Origin of the sequence: Pseudarthrobacter sp. Y6 (assembly GCF_050156205.1) — a bacterium.
Classification (GTDB): Bacteria; Actinomycetota; Actinomycetes; order Actinomycetales; family Micrococcaceae; genus Arthrobacter.
In genome coordinates this window covers 1289206-1305574 of record NZ_CP189574.1, presented here as the reverse complement: position 1 = coordinate 1305574, position 16369 = coordinate 1289206, and the positions used below count along the sequence as shown (strand labels likewise).

Below are 16369 nucleotides of genomic sequence, written 5' to 3'. Positions count from 1 at the left end.
CGTAATGTTATCCGGCAATTGCGTTAAAGACTTGACGGCAATGGGTGTGATCCAGTTTACTTTTTCATCAGACGACCCTGCGCTTGCTGGGCGGACAACGAAGTCATGCATTGGAGGCGTAAGGGCAAATGACGTCCCAAACCACGCACACTGAGCCGGTCATCCTGGAGATGCGTTCCATCACCAAGGAATTCCCCGGAGTCAAGGCACTCGACCAGGTCAGCCTCCGGGTCAAGGCCGGCGAGATCCACGCGATCTGCGGCGAAAACGGCGCCGGCAAGTCCACGCTGATGAAGGTGCTCTCCGGCGTTTACCCCTACGGCAGTTACGACGGCGACATCGTCTACCAGAATTCTGCCCAGCAGTTCAAGGACATCAGGGCCAGCGAACACGCGGGAATCGTGATCATCCACCAGGAACTGGCCCTGATCCCGGAACTGTCCATCATGGAGAACATTTTCCTGGGCAACGAACCCACCAAGCGCGGCGTCATCAATTGGGCGGAGGCGCGCCTCCGGTCCACCGAACTGCTGGCACGGGTGGGGCTCAGGGAAGACCCGGACACCCCCATCAAGGAGATCGGCGTCGGCAAGCAGCAGCTGGTGGAGATCGCCAAGGCGCTGAACAAGTCGGTTAAGATCCTCATTCTGGACGAGCCAACCGCAGCGCTGAACGAATCCGATTCCCAGCACCTCCTGGACCTGATGCTGGGCCTCAAGGGCAAAGGCATCACGTCGATCATCATTTCCCACAAGCTCAACGAGATCGAACAGATCGCCGATTCCATCACGATCATCCGGGACGGCAAGTCGATCGAAACCCTCGATGTCAAGGCCGACGGCGTCGACGAGGACCGCATCATCAAGGGCATGGTGGGCCGGGCCCTGGAGTCCCGCTTCCCCGACCACACCCCCCAGATCGGCGACGTGTTCTTCGAGGTCAAGAACTGGAACGTGGCCCACCCGCAGATCCAGGACCGGATGGTCTGCAAGAACTCGAACTTCTTTGTGCGGCGCGGGGAGATTGTGGGATTCGCCGGACTGATGGGTGCCGGGCGTACCGAACTGGCCCGTTCCGTCTTCGGCCGGTCCTACGGCCACTTCGTCTCAGGCCACGTCTACGTGGACGGCAAGGAAGTGACACTCAAGAGTGTCCACCAGGCCATCGACGCCGGCCTCGGCTACGTAACGGAGGACCGGAAGTCGTTGGGACTGAACCTCCTCGACGACATCAAGACCACCACGGTCTCGGCCAACCTCGAGAAGATCAGCAAGCGCAGCGTGGTGGACACCAACAAGGAGTTCGCGGTCGCGGAGCAGTACCGGAAGTCCCTGCGGACCAAGGCCCCCTCGGTTCAGGAAGGGGTCGCCAAGCTCTCCGGCGGCAACCAGCAGAAGGTGGTCCTGGCCAAATGGATGTTCACCGATCCTGAACTGCTGATCCTGGACGAACCCACCCGCGGTATCGACGTCGGAGCCAAGTACGAGATTTACGGCATCATCCAGCAGCTCGCCAACCAAGGAAAGGGAGTCGTTGTGATTTCCTCCGAGCTCCCTGAACTGCTGGGACTCTCGGACCGCATCTACACGATCTTCGAGGGCGCCATCACCGGTGTCCTCGACAAAGAGGAAGCCAGCCAGGAAAGCCTGATGAAGCTGATGACCTCCGCCCGAAAAACCGCCTGATCCACTGCAGGCTTCCAGAACCTTCCAGATACAAGGACTGAAAAACAATGAACGCGCTCAAGAAACTCTTCGGTGGCGACACCCGCCAGTTCGGCATGATCTTTGCCTTGGTGGCTCTGATAGTTCTCTTCCAGTGGCTCACAGGCGGCATCACGCTCACCCCGGGCAACGTCATCAACCTCTTCAACGGCAACTCCTACATCCTCATCCTCGCCATCGGCATGGTGCTGGTCATCATCGCCGGACACATTGACCTGTCGGTGGGCTCCGTGGCCGCCTTCGTGGGCATGGTGGTGGCCATCGCCATGCGGGACTGGGACATCCCGTGGTTCCTGGCGATCCTGCTGGGACTGGGACTGGGCGCACTGATCGGCGCATGGCAGGGTATGTGGACCGCATACGTCGGCATTCCGGCGTTCATCGTGACCCTTGCAGGCATGCTGATCTTCCGCGGGGCCCAGCAGTTCGTTGGCCAGTCCAACTCGATTCCTGTCCCGCGGGAGTTCCAGTACATCGGTGCCGGGTACCTCCCCGAAATCGGGCCTGCCACCGGGTACAACAACCTCACGCTGCTCCTCGGGCTCGCCGGCGTTGCGTTCGTGATCTACAGCGAAGTCCGACGGCGGCGCACCGCCAAGGCGCTCGGCGCTGAGGTCTCGGAAACGTGGATCAGTGTCCTCCGGCTTGTACTGATCTGCGGCGCGATTCTCTACGCCACCTACCTGTTTGCCACCGGCCGCCCGGGCACGTCCTTCCCGATCCCCGGCCTGATCCTCGCCGTGATGGTCCTGATCTACGGCTTCATCTCCTCCAAGACCGTGGTGGGGCGCCACGTCTACGCAGTGGGCGGCAACCGCCACGCAGCCGAGCTGTCCGGTGTGAAGTCAAAGAAGATCAACTTCCTGGTCATGATGAACATGTCCATCATCGCCGGGCTCGCTGGAATGATCTTCGTTGCCCGCTCAACCTCTGCCGGACCCTCGGACGGTACCGGCTGGGAACTGGATGCCATCGCCGCTGTCTTCATCGGCGGCGCCGCCGTGACCGGCGGTGTGGGTACCGTCATCGGATCCATCGTCGGCGGCCTTGTCATGGCTGTCTTGAACAACGGCCTGCAGCTCCTCAGCGTCGGTGCCGACTGGCAGTCCATGATCAAGGGCCTGGTGCTGCTGGTGGCCGTGGCCATCGACGTCTACAACAAGTCGCAGGGCCGGGCATCGATCATCGGACTGATGATGAAGAACTTCAACCGTCCGTCCGGCGGCCCGGGCACACCGCTGCAGCCGGATGAGGTCACATCGACCAGAGAAACCATTGCCCGGGAAGCCTGAGCAATTCAGGTTCCGGAACTAAACCCCAAAAGAAAGTGGACTAAGAAATGCGAATGTTTGGTAAAGCAGGAAAGGCAGCAGCGATAGCTGCGATCGCGGCACTGGCGCTGACGGCCTGCGGACGGGCCGAACCCGGCACCTCCAGCACCACCGGTGGAGCCGGCGGCTTCGCACAGGACTCCGCCATCGGCGTCGCGCTTCCCGAGAAGACCAGCGAGAACTGGGTGCTGGCGGAGAAGCTGTTCAACGAGGGACTCACCAGCGCCGGTTTCAAGCCGACGGTCCAGTTCGCCAACAACGGCGTGGCTGAGCAGCAGAACCAGATCAGCGCCATGATCGCCAAGGGCGCCAAGGTGATCATTGTGGGTGCCCTCGACGGCTCCCAGCTGGGGACCCAGCTCCAGCAGGCCAAGGACGCAGGCGCCACCATCATCGCCTACGACCGCCTCCTGCTGAACACGGCAAACGTGGACTACTACGTGGCTTACGACAACTTCAAGGTGGGCGAGCTCCAGGGCCAGGCCCTCCTGGACGGCATGAAGGCCAAGAAGCCCTCCGGCCCGTACAACATTGAACTGCTGGCGGGTTCACCGGATGACGCCAACGCTAAGGTCTTCTTCGACGGCGCCATGAAGGTCCTCAAGCCGAAGATCGACGACGGCACGCTGAAGGTGCTCTCCGGCCAGACCACCTTTGAAAAAGCCGTCACACTGAAATGGGCTGCTGAGAACGCCCAGCGCCGGATGGATACCATCCTGACCGGTTCCTATGGAACGGCGTCGCTGGACGGCGTCCTGTCACCGAATGACAAGCTCGCCGGGGCGGTCATCACCTCCGTCAAGGCATCCGGCAAGCCGCTTCCCGTCATCACCGGCCAGGACTCCGAGGTTCAGTCCGTCAAGTCCATCATGGCCGGCGAGCAGTACTCCACCATCAACAAGGACACCCGCAAGCTCGTTGAGCACGCGATCACCATGCTCAAGGACCTGCAGGCAGGCAAGACGCCCGAGATCAACGACGACAAGTCCTACAACAACGGCACGAAGGTTGTTCCGGCGTTCCTGCTGGAGCCGGTCATCGTGACCGCCGAAAATGTCAAGACGGCCTACACCGACGATCCGGTACTGGGCCCGCTCACCAAGTAACGAGGTCTAAGTAACGAGGTCCGCCGGACACCACCGGTTCACACTGAATGCCCTGGCTCCCCACGGAGCCGGGGCATTCCACGTTTCACAGCCCAAACACAGCTTCGGCCGTCTTCCTGCACAGGCCCGTCCGCGAGTCTGGGATCCGGACGCCAGCCTTCCACCGGCCCCAGATCCTAGGAGTACAGTGAGCGTCCTTGCCCGGAGAGTTGGCACGCCTTCAGAAACAAGGTCCGAACAGCTGCAGTGGTGGCAGTTCTGGCCGTCGCGATCGGACTGGCGCTGGCCATCCTGGTCGCCAACCAGGCCAAGACCGCGCTTGAGTCCGCCCTCGGCACAGACAAGGCTGATGTCACCCAGGGCCAGAACCTGGAGTCGGCCGTCAGCTCGTTCGGCAGCGTCAAAAACATCTCCTTCATCGCCTTCGTCGCAGCCCTGGGCACCGCCGGACTGATCATCCTGCTGATCATGGTCATGCTGGTCCGCGAGCGCCGCCGGGAAACCGGTGCCCTGAAGGCGATCGGAGCACCCAACCGCACCATCGGCCTGCAGTTCGCGCTGGAGGCGTTGGTGCTGGTGGCCAAAAGCGGCAGCGGCACGAGCACAAGCTGACCGAGTACCGGCGCCGGGATATCGGGTTCGTTTTCCAGCAGTTCAATCTGATCCCGAATCTTTCTGCGGTGGACAACGTTATGCTGCCCATGGAGTTCGCGGGGGTGGCAGGGCACAGCGGCGGCTGCGGGCAACGGACCTTCTCGAGCAGTGCAGCTGGATCCGGAGAAACAGGTGCGGCGCATCAACCGGCTGTCCGGTGGCGAGCAGCAGCACGTGGCGATTGCGCGGGCCTTGGTCTGACGCCCGCACTGGTCTGAATGAGAGGATGGGCACCATGAGCGCGCCCATTGCCACCCCGTGGCTGTCCAGCCAGTCCGACCAGGATCCCCGGTCTGCCACCGGAAAACGTCTGCAGTGGGGCGTCATAGCCACCGGCGGGATCGCGCGATCGGTGTCGCAGGACCTGGCACTGCTTCCCGACGCCGAGCTCTATGCCGTCAGTTCCCGCTCACAGGGCACTGCGGAGAGTTTCGCGGCCGACTACGGTTTCGCCAAGGCCTACGGGGACGACGACGGCGTGCCCGGCTACCAGCGGCTGCTCGCCGATGACTCGGTGGACGTTGTCTACGTCGCCACGCCGCACGCACAGCACCACAAGATTGTGCTCGCGGCGCTCAATGCGGGCAAGCACGTCCTGTGCGAAAAGGCGTTCACCATCAATGCCAGGGAAGCGAGCGAACTCGTCGCAAAGGCCCGGGAACGGAAGCTCTTCCTCATGGAGGCAGTGTGGTCCCGCTTCCTCCCGGGCATGCAGCGGGCGTTCGAGATTGCCGCGTCCGGGGAGCTCGGGGACGTGCACTGGGTGACCGCTGACCTGGGTTTTCCCGCGCCCTATTCCCCGACGTCCAGGCTGTGGGCCAGGCAGGACGGTGGCGGCGCCCTCCTGGACATCTCGGTTTACCCGCTGCTGTGGGCAGTGGGAACGCTGGGGTTCCCACAGACCGTCAGCGCCACAGGCTTTATCAACGACGACGGCGTGGACGCCCAGAATGCTCTGACGCTCGGCTACAACCATGGTGCCCAGGCTCAGCTGACGTCCTCACTCCTGGCGTACGGTCCTCGGACGGCCACCGTGGCGGGCAGCCTGGGCTACCTCCAGAGTGTCGGTTCCATCAACAATCCGCGGGAGTTGGTGATCGGCGTCGGACGGGAAGGGCTACGCACGGAGACGTTCGACATCGTCGGCATCGGCTACTCCTACGAACTGCGCGAGGTGACTCGCTGCATCCAGCACGGTCTCACAGAGAGCCCGGTCATGCCGCTGGAGGATTCCATCAAGACCATGCGGCTCTTCGACGGAGTGCGCGGGCAGCTGGGCGTCAGCTACCCGAATGATGCCCACTGAAGGGCAGAATCTTTCCGTTCAGGATCTTTCCGTTCAAGCCTATGACTTTTTTGTAAATAGGTTTGACACTCTACTTTGGGTTATTGATGGTTGAGTGACAAATTGGTAAGTTTGCTGGATTTATTTTCCGTTTCCCTAGACTTGCTCCACGCGAGAGTCTTACGCTGATGAAATCGTAGGTCTCAACGGGACTGGGGGTGGTACGCATGGCTAAAGTTGGATCGCTGTGGCGTGCGCTCCGGCCGCTTCTGCTCGCAGGTGCGGTGACTGCTACTTGGCTGACACTTTCCGCTTCCGCCGCAACGGCAGACTCTTCAAGCGATTCAGGATCCCTTCTGGGCGGCCTCACTTCGTCGGCTTCCTCCCTGACTGTGAAGAGCGTGGTCCCGGCGGGCACCGTCACCGACGTGGCTGTCCCCATTGCCGCAGTGGTGGATACCGCTGCAGATGACCTGATAGAGACAGTCGCCCCTCCGCTCACCGAAGCCGCACCAGTTCTTGAGCCTGTTCTGAAGCCCGTAGTGGATCTGGTAGATACGACTGTTCCGTCCTCACCGGTCACGCTGCCCGGGCTGCTGCCGCTTGAAGAGATTGCCGCAGGGCACATCACAACTGATGCCACCACAAACTCCCCCGGCACTTCCGAGAAATTGCTTACAGTCACGGGAATGTCGCCGCTGCCGGTTCCGGCCAGCACAGGAATGCATGCAGTCCCGGCAGAAAGCCCCTGGACAGCGGATCCTGCCACGCCTCCGGCTCCGGCAGGACCTGCTTCGGGAGCAGGGAGCGGCGCTTCGCCCTCCGGCCCCCCAGGCTCTGCTGCCTGGCTGGACGAGTTCGGTTTCAATCTGCCCCTGCTTGGGGCCTTACCCATCAGCGGATCACCTGAGCACGCCCTTTCACCGGTGTCATTCGACCCCGGTTCCTCTCCTGACTAGTTGAGCCTTCCTGCCTTTTTCATGGGCAGAACACGGCCTCAAGGCGCTGACTAGCGCCCCAAATCAACTTCTCAGGAGACATCATCATGAATTGCAACCTTCGCAGGGGGCTGCTCAGCACCCTCTTTGCCGGCGGGCTACTGGCCTTCGGCGCCACCGCAGCCAGCGCCGCGGACACAACCAGCGGACCGGACCTTTCCGCATCCGCCCTGGTCTCAGCGGCGGGATCCGTTGACACGACGTCGTTGGGTCTGCTGGGTGGCCCAACGAAGTCGGATACTGCGGATGTCGCTGCTGTAGTCGACGTCAATCTTGGCCTCGGTGACGGCCTTCTCGGCGGCACGAATGGCAGCGGGACTGACAGCGCTACCGCTGACGTTGCTGCTGTGGTCGACGTCAACCTCGGGGACAACCTCCTCGGCGGCACGAACGGAAGCGGGAGTGGCACCACCACCGCCGACGTCGCCGCCGTGGTCTACGTAAACCTCGGCGGCACCAACGACAACGGCACGGGCACCACAGCCGACGTCGTAGCCGACATCAACCTCGGCCTCGGTGACGGCATCGTCGGCGGTACAAACGGAAGCGGGACTGGCACCACCACCGCCGACGTCGCCGCTGTGGTCGACGTAAACCTCGGCGGCACCAACGGCAACGTCACGGGCACCACAGCCGACGTCGTAGCCGACATCGACCTCGGTGACGGCATCCTCAGCGGTACTGACGGCGGAACCGACGCCGCGGTTGACATCGATCTGGGCCTGGACACCTCCGGCATCCTTGACGACGTGAATGTTGATGTTGATGGATCCGTCATCATCGGCGGCGGCACCGATGGCAATGGAACCCCGGGTACGGAAACGCCCGGTACCGAAACCCCCGGGACGGACACCACGGACCCGGGAACCGGTACTACCGGCACCACGGGTGATACTGACACCACGGACCCGGGAACCGGTACTACCGGCACCAAGGGAACTGACACGACCGGTATCACCATTGTTCCCGCCGGCACCACCGCCGGTTCGGTATCTGCCTCGGTAAACACCGTGGGCGGCACCACGAGCAACACCACGGGCAAGGGCGGCACCGCCACGCTGGCCAAGACGGGCTTGGATGTCTCACTGATCCCCGTCGCCTTCGTCCTGCTGCTTGCCGGGCTGCTGATGCTCAAGCGGCGCCGGAAGGCATAACCGGACTCCGCAGTCAGCAGACTGCGACGCCTAAAACCGTTAACACACCGGCTCCGCCGTTTGCGGCATAGCCAGCATTCCGATAGGAGGTGGCCACCGGAGAGCTCAACTACCAGCACTTGTCCTTGTGACCGGAGGTCCGGCTGAGAAGGTCCCGATGACTTCTCTGCCGGGCCGTCGGCGTGCCGGCAGACGGCTTCATGGATGCCTTACCGGCCGGTATTATTGAGGAAGAATAGTGCCGCAGCGCACCGGGAGGAACTGGTCATGGTGGCGGATTCGCCTAGCTCCATTAGGAATGAAGTGCTCGGCGGACGGTATCGGCTAGGAGAGGTAATCGGCCGCGGCGGTATGTCATCCGTCTACCGCGCACTGGACGAAAACCTGGGCAGGGACGTCGCCCTGAAGCTTTTCGCTCCACAGGCACCGGATGCCGATGAGCTCAAGCGCCAGGAAGCCGAAATCCAGCTGCTGGCGACGCTCAACCATCCCAGCCTGGTCACGCTGTTCGACGCCGGCATCGACACCCGCATCCCGGACGAACCACGGCCGTTCCTGACCATGGAACTCGTGGAGGGCCAGGACCTCCGGAGCCGGATCCGGCATAGTGCGGTCCCCTTGGACGAGCTAGCCGTCATCGGGGCAGGCGTAGCTGACGCCTTGGCCTACGTGCACAGCCTGGGCATCATCCACCGTGACGTCAAGCCCGGGAACATCCTGCTGGTGCAGATCCGTCCGGGCGAACCCTTGCGACCCAAACTCACGGATTTTGGCATCGCCAGGATCGCGGACTCAACCCGGCTTACCGCCACAGGAACCATGGTGGGCACGGCCGCGTACCTCAGTCCGGAGCAGGCCATGGGTTCTCCCTTGTCCGCCGCTACTGACATCTACTCGCTGGGTCTGGTCCTCCTGGAATGCGTCAAGCAGACCGTAGAATACCCGGGCAGCGCCATCGAATCTGCCGTGGCCAGGCTGCACCGCGCACCGGAAATCCCGGCTGACCTGCCCGCGGAATGGACTGATTTGATCCGATCCATGACTGCCATCGAACCACTGGAACGTCCTGCCGCGGCCAGCGTTGAATCCGTTCTGCGTCAGGCCCTGGTGTCACCGGTGTCCGCACCGGGCGAGCTCGCGCCGGAGACCACCCGAGTGCTCCCGGCCATGCCGTTCAGGCCGCCGTCCATCGCCATCACCGCTGAATCAGATCTGCCTGTAGCCCCGGCCAGCAAGAGCCGATCGGACGTCACCGGCGGTGCCTATGCACGCAGATGGGTCCCGGACCTTTCCCGGATCCGCCGCCTCGAAAGGCGGTTCTGGACGGTCGCCGTGTTGGGCCTGCTCGCCGCGGGAGCAGCCGCAGCAGCTTTGACCTTCAGCCTGGCACCCCAGCCAACGCCCGACGTCGTTCCCTACCCCGCCGTCACCGGCACCCTGGGCGACCATCTCAAAGAACTTCAGAGGAGCGTGGAACCATGAGCCCTGCGCCGAAGTACCGCCGGCGTTCAGCCACAGCGAAATGCCTGACGGCTGCAGCAGCGTTCCTGCTCGCCGGTTCCTTGGCCGGGTGTGGTCCCGCCGCGACCGGCTTTCAACGCGATGCCGCCCGCCAACTCCAGGAACAAGTCCTCGGCGTCAGCCAGGCCGCAGCCAATAATGACCCCGCTGGCGGACTGGCAGCCTTGGACACGTTCGAGGCAGATCTTGCGTCCGCAGTGGGGAACGGACAGGTTTCGGTTGAACGCCGGCGAAACATCATGACGGCCGTCGCTGCCGTCCGCGCAGACCTGACGGCGGCCAAGGCCGGAGCCGACGCCGCAGCAGCGAAGGCTGCAGAGGACGCGGCCGCTGCGCAAAAGCAGGCAGAGGCGGTCACCGCCGCGGCTGAGGCCGCCAAAGTGGCCCCCGTACCGGCATCTCCGTCGTCTGATGAAGGCAAAGGAAGCAAAGGCAAAGGCAAGGACGGCGGCTGAGGGCGGACGGCGTGGAAGGTTTTTAACCCACCCGCGCTTTATCCCACACGTCGAAATGACAAAAGAGGCGGCGCCCCGGTTTCCCGGGGCGCCGCCTCTTAAGGGTTCGGTGCCGCTTAGTTCAGGGTCGCAATGATCTTGTTCAGCGTGGCGGACGGACGCATTACCGCCGAGGCCTTGGCCTCATCCGGACGGTAGTAACCGCCGACGTCCACCGCTGAGCCCTGCACCGCGGCCAGTTCGCCCACGATGGTGTCCTCGTTGGAGGAAAGCTCCTTGGCCACAGCCGCGAACGATGCCGCCAGCTCCGCGTCCTCGGTCTGCTTGGCCAGTTCCTCAGCCCAGTAGCGGGCGAGGAAGTAGTGGCTGCCACGGTTGTCCAGCTCGCCGGCGCGGCGGCTCGGGGACTTGTTTTCCAGCAGGAAGGTTCCCGTGGCCTTGTCCAGGGTGTCTGCCAGGACTTGCGCGCGGGCGTTGTCCGTGGTGGTGGCCAGGTGCTCGAAGCTGACGGCCAGAGCCAGGAATTCGCCCAGGCTGTCCCAGCGCAGGTGGTTTTCCTTGAGCAGCTGCTGGACGTGCTTGGGGGCCGATCCGCCGGCGCCGGTCTCGAAGAGTCCGCCACCGTTCATCAGCGGAACAACCGAAAGCATCTTGGCGCTGGTGCCCAGTTCCAGGATCGGGAACAGGTCCGTGAGGTAGTCGCGGAGCACGTTGCCGGAGACGGAGATGGTGTCCTCGCCCTTGCGGATGCGCTCCAGGGTGAAGGTAGTTGCCTTCACCGGGGACATGATCTCGATCTGCAGGCCCTCGGTGTCGTGGTCCTTAAGGTATTCGTTGACCTTGGCGATGAGGTTCCGGTCGTGCGCGCGGGTCTCGTCCAGCCAGAACACTGCGGGCGTCTTGGAGGCGCGCGCGCGCGTGACGGCCAGCTTGACCCAGTCGCGGATGGGGGCATCCTTGGCCTGGCAGGCGCGCCAGATGTCACCGGGAGCAACCGCGTGTTCGATCAGCACGGCGCCGGAACCGTCAACGATCTGCACCGTGCCGGCTTCCTGGACCTCGAATGTCTTGTCGTGGCTGCCGTATTCCTCAGCGGCCTGGGCCATCAGGCCTACGTTCGGGACGGTGCCCATGGTGGTGGGGTCGAAGGCACCGTGGGCGCGGCAGTCATCCACAACAACCTGATAGATGCCGGCGTAGGAGCTGTCAGGAAGGACCGCCAAGGTGTCGGCTTCCGCGCCGTCCGGGCCCCACATGTGGCCGGAGGAGCGGATCATGGCGGGCATGGAAGCGTCCACGATGATGTCGGAGGGCACGTTGAGGCTGGTGATGCCCTTGTCCGAGTCCACCATGGCCAGGGCGGGGCCGTCGTCGAGGCCCTTCTGGATGAGCGCCTTCACGCCTTCGCGGACGTCCTCCGGCAGCTCCTCGAGGCCGCTCAGGATGGCGGCCAGGCCGTTGTTGGGGCTCAGGCCGGCGGCGGTGAGCTGCTTGCCGTAGGTCTCGAACAGTTCGGAGAAGTAGGCCTTCACCACGTGGCCGAAGATGATGGGGTCCGAGACCTTCATCATGGTGGCCTTCAGGTGCGCGGAGAACAGGACACCCTCTTCCTTGGCGCGGACTACCTGGGCTGCCAGGAACTCGTCCAGCGCCGCGGCGCGCATAACAGTGCCGTCCATGACTTCACCGGCGAGCACCGGGAAGGCCTTCTTCAGGACCTTGACCGAGCCGTCTTTGCGGACCAGCTGGAGGGCGATGGTGCCGTCGGACTCGATAACCACGGACTTCTCGTTCGCGCGGAAGTCGTCAGCCGTCATGTGCGCAACGTTGGTCTTGGAATCCGCGGACCAGGCACCCATGGAGTGCGGGTTCTGGCGGGCGTAGTTCTTGACGGACAGCGGTGCACGGCGGTCCGAGTTTCCCTCGCGCAGGACCGGGTTCACAGCGGAGCCCTTGATCTTGTCGTAGCGGGAACGGACGGCCGTTTCCTCGTCCGAGGAGGGGTTGTCCGGGTAATCCGGCAGGTTGTAGCCCTGGCCCTGAAGCTCGGCGACGGCGGCCTTCAGCTGCGGAATGGAAGCGCTGATGTTGGGGAGTTTAATGATGTTGGCGTCCGGCGTCTTTGCCAGTTCACCGAGTTCAGCAAGGGCGTCACCGATCTGCTGTTCCGGGGTGAGGTAGTCACCGAACACGGAGATGATGCGGCCTGCGAGCGAAATGTCACGGGTCTCCACCTCCACACCTGCGGTCGAAGCAAACGCTTCGATGATCGGCAAGAACGAATAAGTAGCCAGCATCGGCGCTTCGTCGGTGTGGGTATAGATAATCTTGGACATGCGCGGGCGTCTCCCTGAAGGTCGGCTGATTTTTTGGAAATTTGTTTCTATTTCACCACCCCTAACTTACCCGAGGACACGGTTTTGAACCCTACCGGGACGGCCGGGCGGCCCTGCATTACAGCGGATTTGGGCATGGAACAACTCCCGACGGCGGTGCGCAGCCCCGGGCGGCCAGCCGCCGTCGCGCGTTACCTCCGGGAGCCGCCGGCTCAGGTGAGGATCCGGTCAGCGCCTCTTGTGCGGTATGTCACTTGGCCAGAGTTGCACGTACTTGGGGTCCTGGCGGCGCAGCTCTTCGGTGGCTGTGAACGAGTGGACCGGATCGACGTCGCGCAGCTGCAGGGCTTCGGCGTACGCCTCAATGCCCGGGGAAGCACCCTGGGCGCTCGCGTCGGCCGAAACATGCCGGCCGTTCACGGCGGACCTGTTGGCGGATTTCCGGAAAGCAATCACGATTGGACCCCACTTCGCTGAGAGTCCGGAGCCCAGATCGGACGTATCACTGTATAGAGAAAATACCCTTCCGCAAGGGATTTGACCAGAGCGGCGCACCGGTACCATCCAGTCCGGGCAGTGTTTGCTTACCATACTTGAGGCGTCACTAGTATTTACAAATTTGTCATGTCTCGATAGGTTACTTGGGTCACGCGGCGGCTCTCCCGGGCACGCCCTCACCCGTTTTAGACAGGACAACAATGACGCGTACCAGGTCCTTGGCCACCAACATCCTGAGCCTTTCGGCAGCTGCCCTCTTGGCGCTGGTTGGCGCCGGAAGTGCCCATGCTGCCCCATCGGCGTCGGACGATAAAGCAGCACCGTCAGTTGCCATCGCAACGCTGGACAGCACCGGCACGGCCGACTACTGGACCCCGGACCGCATGCGCACCGCGATTCCCGGCGATGTCCTGGCCGACAAGGCAGTGGAACGAGGCAACACCTCCAGCGCCATTTCGGTGGAAAAGGGAGCCGCCACCAATGTGAAGGCCACCAAGGGCAAACCCACCATTGCCAAGCTTGAGACGCCGGTGGACCACATCGGCAAGGTCTTCTTCAGCATCGGGACCACTAACTACGTCTGCTCCGGGAACGCCGTCTCCTCTGCCAACAAGAGCACGGTGGCCACGGCTGGACACTGCCTCAACGAAGGGCCCGGCGCATTCGTCACCAACTTCGCGTTCATCCCGGCCTACGACAACGGCAACGCTCCATACGGCAAGTGGACCGCCACGAAGCTCTTTGCCCCCACCCAGTGGACCGCCAACGGTGACATGACCTACGACACTGGCTTCGCCGTCGTGAACCCGCGCGAAGATGGGGCGAAATTGGGGGATGTCGTCGGTGCCTCGGGTGTGGCCTTCAACCAGCCGCGGGGCCTGACCTACAAGTCCTACGGATACCCCCAGGCGTCGCCGTTCAACGGCACCTCCCTCTGGAGCTGCACCGGCACGGCCACCAATGACACCAACAACCCGCAGTTCGCTACCCAGGGAATCCCGTGCGACATGACCGGCGGCTCCTCCGGCGGCCCGTGGTTCGTCGGAACCGGCTCGGACGGCGTCCAGAACTCGATCAACAGCTACGGCTACAACAGGTCGGCCGTAATGTACGGGCCGTACTGGGGCACTGTCATCCAGGATGCGTACAACTTTGCCGCAGCCGCCTAGGAAATCCTCGCCTGGCGAGGCTTCCGGGAACGGATCCCTGAGCCACAGCGAATCGGACCAGACCCACGAGGACATCCTCGAGTACTGGACCAAACAGCGAATGGCCGATGCCAAGCCCCGGGAGCTTCGGCTTCCGGAAGGGAGTCCGCGCCTCATGCAGCGGGGCGCGGACCCGGCACCAGATCATCCCTAGCTGCCCATTAAGGCCCGACGGCGCCTGTCCCTCAGCGGGGACAGGCGCCGTCGGACGTTTCCAGCACCATCGATTGCTCCCCACCGGCCCCCTCGCCTCGCGAGCTCGGCCAGGGAACCCTGCCGGAGTGGGCCCCGCGCCGTTTTCAGAGGTGAAAAGGACTCCGGTGGAGCAATCGATGGAAGACTTCTTAGTGGAAGAAGTGGCGGGCACCCGTGAAGTACATGGTGATGCCGGCCGCGTTGGCTGCGGCGACGACTTCCTCATCCCGGACGGAACCGCCCGGCTGGACCACTGCGCGTACGCCGGCGTCGATCAGGATCTGCAGGCCGTCAGCGAACGGGAAGAATGCGTCGGAGGCTGCGACGGCACCGCGGGCGCGCTCGGGTGCGCCAGTCGCGTCGGCGTTTGACGCACCGCCAGCACCTTCGACGTCGGACTCCACCGAAACGCCCAGCGTGTTGGCGCGCTCGACGGCGAGGCGGCAGGAGTCCAGGCGGTTGACCTGGCCCATGCCGATGCCTACGGCCGCACCGTGATCGGCGATCAGGATGGCGTTGGACTTGGCGGCGCGGCACGCAGTCCAGGCGAAGGCGAGGTCCGCGAGGGTCTTTTCGTCAGCGGCTTCGCCGGCGGTGAGGGTCCAGTTGGCGGGGTTGTCGCCGTCGGCGTCCACCTTGTCGCTCATCTGAACCAGCACACCGCCGGAAACCTGGCGCATTTCGGCCGGGTAGCGGTCGTAGCCTTCGGGGAGGGCGAGCAGGCGGATGTTCTTCTTCTTGGAGAGGATCTCCACGGCTTCCGGCTCGAAGTCCGGGGCGATGACAACCTCGGTGAAGATGCCGGCAACGGTCTCGGCCATGGCTGCGGTGACCGTGCGGTTGGCAGCGATGACGCCGCCGAAGGCGGAGACGGGGTCGCAGGCGTGGGCCTTGGCGTGGGCATCGGCGATCGGGTCTGCTGCATCAGCGGAACCAACGGCGACACCGCACGGGTTGGCGTGCTTGATGATGGCGACAGCGGGCTCGGCGAAGTCAAACGCGGCGCGGAGGGCGGCGTCGGCGTCGACGAAGTTGTTGTAGCTCATGGCCTTGCCGTGCAGCTGGTCGGCCTGCGCGATGCCGGCCGGGGCTGCCTTGTCCACGTAAAGCGCGGCCTGCTGGTGCGGGTTTTCGCCGTAGCGGAGGACCTCGGAGCGCTCCAGCGCCAGGCCGGCGTAAGCAGGCCAGTCGATGACGCCGTCGCCGTCTTCATCCAGGAACTGGCTGGCAGTCCAGGTGGCCACGGCGTTGTCGTAGGTGGCGGTGTGGGCGAACGCCTTGGCGGCGAGCCGCCGTCGGGTCTTCAGGTCAAAGCCGCCCTCAGCGGCGGCGGTGATCACGGAGCGGTAGAACGTGGGGTCGACAACAATGGCGACAGCGGCGTGGTTCTTCGCTGCCGAACGCACCATGGCGGGGCCGCCGATGTCGATCTGTTCAACGACATCGTCCTGCGCGGCGCCGGACTTGACGGTCTCAACGAACGGGTAGAGGTTCACCACCACCAGGTCGAAAGTTTCGATCTCCATGCCGGCGAGGGTTTCCATGTGCGCGGGGACGCGGCGGTCCGCCAGGATGCCGCCGTGGACGCGCGGGTGCAGCGTCTTGACGCGGCCGTCCAGCATTTCCGGGGAACCGGTGACTTCTTCGACTTCCTGGACCGGGATGCCAGCCGCGGCGATCTTCTTGGCCGTGGAACCGGTGGAGACAATCTTCACGCCGGCAGCGTGCAGGCCCTCGGCGAGATCCTCCAGACCGGTCTTGTCGTAAACCGAGATCAGCGCCCGGCGGATTGGAACACGGTCGATGGATACACGGTCAGGCTGCGTGACGCTCACAAAAAGTCTCCGTCTGATCTCGCGGAACAGTGCCGCGGTTGGTGGGGATAGGCCAAGTTTATCGTGTTG

General features: G+C 63.6%; 12 protein-coding genes and 2 pseudogenes. 11 read left to right on the top strand and 3 right to left on the bottom strand.

Annotated features, from left to right (window positions below):
* Window positions 1-128: 128 nt before the first annotated feature.
* The 10 genes and pseudogenes from mmsA to ACQCSW_RS06235 all read left to right on the top strand — a co-directional run bounded on the left by mmsA (window position 129) and on the right by ACQCSW_RS06235 (window position 10228).
* Entirely contained in the window at window positions 129-1685 is a 1557-nt protein-coding gene (gene mmsA / locus ACQCSW_RS06280; RefSeq protein ID WP_426989983.1) for a multiple monosaccharide ABC transporter ATP-binding protein, read from the top strand.
* 47 nt (window positions 1686-1732) lie between these two features.
* A complete protein-coding gene (gene mmsB, locus ACQCSW_RS06275) occupies window positions 1733-3016 on the top strand; it encodes a multiple monosaccharide ABC transporter permease (RefSeq protein WP_426989982.1) in 1284 nt (427 codons plus the stop codon).
* A gap of 47 nt (window positions 3017-3063) precedes the next feature.
* A complete protein-coding gene (locus tag ACQCSW_RS06270; RefSeq protein WP_426989981.1) occupies window positions 3064-4161 on the top strand; it encodes a substrate-binding domain-containing protein in 1098 nt (365 codons plus the stop codon).
* A gap of 306 nt (window positions 4162-4467) precedes the next feature.
* Window positions 4468-4743: pseudogene (locus ACQCSW_RS06265) on the top strand (FtsX-like permease family protein); the annotation flags it as partial.
* A gap of 23 nt (window positions 4744-4766) precedes the next feature.
* Window positions 4767-5010, top strand: a pseudogene (locus ACQCSW_RS06260) (ATP-binding cassette domain-containing protein); the annotation flags it as partial.
* Window positions 5011-5050: 40 nt separating this feature from the next.
* Window positions 5051-6121 (top strand): Gfo/Idh/MocA family protein, encoded by a 1071-nt coding sequence (locus ACQCSW_RS06255; RefSeq protein WP_426989980.1) that lies wholly within the window; start codon window positions 5051-5053, stop codon window positions 6119-6121.
* A gap of 206 nt (window positions 6122-6327) precedes the next feature.
* A complete protein-coding gene (locus tag ACQCSW_RS06250) occupies window positions 6328-7059 on the top strand; it encodes a hypothetical protein (RefSeq protein ID WP_426989979.1) in 732 nt (243 codons plus the stop codon).
* An 86-nt stretch (window positions 7060-7145) separates the two neighbouring features.
* Entirely contained in the window at window positions 7146-8252 is a 1107-nt protein-coding gene (locus ACQCSW_RS06245; RefSeq protein WP_426989978.1) for a hypothetical protein, read from the top strand.
* A gap of 267 nt (window positions 8253-8519) precedes the next feature.
* Window positions 8520-9734 (top strand): serine/threonine-protein kinase, encoded by a 1215-nt coding sequence (locus tag ACQCSW_RS06240; protein WP_426989977.1) that lies wholly within the window; start codon window positions 8520-8522, stop codon window positions 9732-9734.
* Entirely contained in the window at window positions 9731-10228 is a 498-nt protein-coding gene (locus ACQCSW_RS06235; protein WP_426989976.1) for a mucin-associated surface protein, read from the top strand. The genes ACQCSW_RS06240 and ACQCSW_RS06235 overlap by 4 nt, the downstream gene beginning before the upstream one ends.
* A gap of 116 nt (window positions 10229-10344) precedes the next feature.
* On the opposite strand, the gene ACQCSW_RS06230 is transcribed toward ACQCSW_RS06235, so the two are convergent.
* A complete protein-coding gene (locus ACQCSW_RS06230; protein ID WP_426989975.1) occupies window positions 10345-12564 on the bottom strand; it encodes an NADP-dependent isocitrate dehydrogenase in 2220 nt (739 codons plus the stop codon).
* Window positions 12565-12792: 228 nt separating this feature from the next.
* The gene (locus ACQCSW_RS06225; protein WP_426989974.1) at window positions 12793-13020 is read right to left on the bottom strand and encodes a hypothetical protein; all 228 of its coding nucleotides are present in this window, start codon (window positions 13018-13020) and stop codon (window positions 12793-12795) included.
* Between the two features lie 242 nt (window positions 13021-13262).
* Here ACQCSW_RS06225 and ACQCSW_RS06220 point away from each other — a divergent pair, with 242 nt between their 5' ends.
* The gene (locus ACQCSW_RS06220) at window positions 13263-14231 is read left to right on the top strand and encodes a trypsin-like serine peptidase (RefSeq protein WP_426989973.1); all 969 of its coding nucleotides are present in this window, start codon (window positions 13263-13265) and stop codon (window positions 14229-14231) included.
* Between the two features lie 383 nt (window positions 14232-14614).
* Here ACQCSW_RS06220 and purH read toward each other — a convergent pair whose 3' ends face one another.
* On the bottom strand, window positions 14615-16300 hold the full coding sequence (gene purH, locus ACQCSW_RS06215) for a bifunctional phosphoribosylaminoimidazolecarboxamide formyltransferase/IMP cyclohydrolase (protein ID WP_426989972.1): 1686 nt from the start codon (window positions 16298-16300) through the stop codon (window positions 14615-14617).
* Between the last annotated feature and the right edge of the window lie 69 nt (window positions 16301-16369).

Bases quoted from the DNA above. Each gene is read 5' to 3' on its own strand.
- ACQCSW_RS06245 (WP_426989978.1), top strand. From the start codon at position 7,146: ATGAATTGCAACCTTCGCAGGGGGCTGCTCAGCACCCTCTTTGCCGGC.
- mmsB (WP_426989982.1), top strand. From the start codon at position 1,733: ATGAACGCGCTCAAGAAACTCTTCGGTGGCGACACCCGCCAGTTCGGC.
- ACQCSW_RS06270 (WP_426989981.1), top strand. From the start codon at position 3,064: ATGCGAATGTTTGGTAAAGCAGGAAAGGCAGCAGCGATAGCTGCGATC.
- ACQCSW_RS06220 (WP_426989973.1), top strand. From the start codon at position 13,263: ATGACGCGTACCAGGTCCTTGGCCACCAACATCCTGAGCCTTTCGGCA.
- ACQCSW_RS06240 (WP_426989977.1), top strand. From the start codon at position 8,520: ATGGTGGCGGATTCGCCTAGCTCCATTAGGAATGAAGTGCTCGGCGGA.
- ACQCSW_RS06230 (WP_426989975.1), bottom strand. From the start codon at position 12,564: ATGTCCAAGATTATCTATACCCACACCGACGAAGCGCCGATGCTGGCT.
- ACQCSW_RS06235 (WP_426989976.1), top strand. From the start codon at position 9,731: ATGAGCCCTGCGCCGAAGTACCGCCGGCGTTCAGCCACAGCGAAATGC.
- mmsA (WP_426989983.1), top strand. From the start codon at position 129: ATGACGTCCCAAACCACGCACACTGAGCCGGTCATCCTGGAGATGCGT.
- ACQCSW_RS06255 (WP_426989980.1), top strand. From the start codon at position 5,051: ATGAGCGCGCCCATTGCCACCCCGTGGCTGTCCAGCCAGTCCGACCAG.
- ACQCSW_RS06250 (WP_426989979.1), top strand. From the start codon at position 6,328: ATGGCTAAAGTTGGATCGCTGTGGCGTGCGCTCCGGCCGCTTCTGCTC.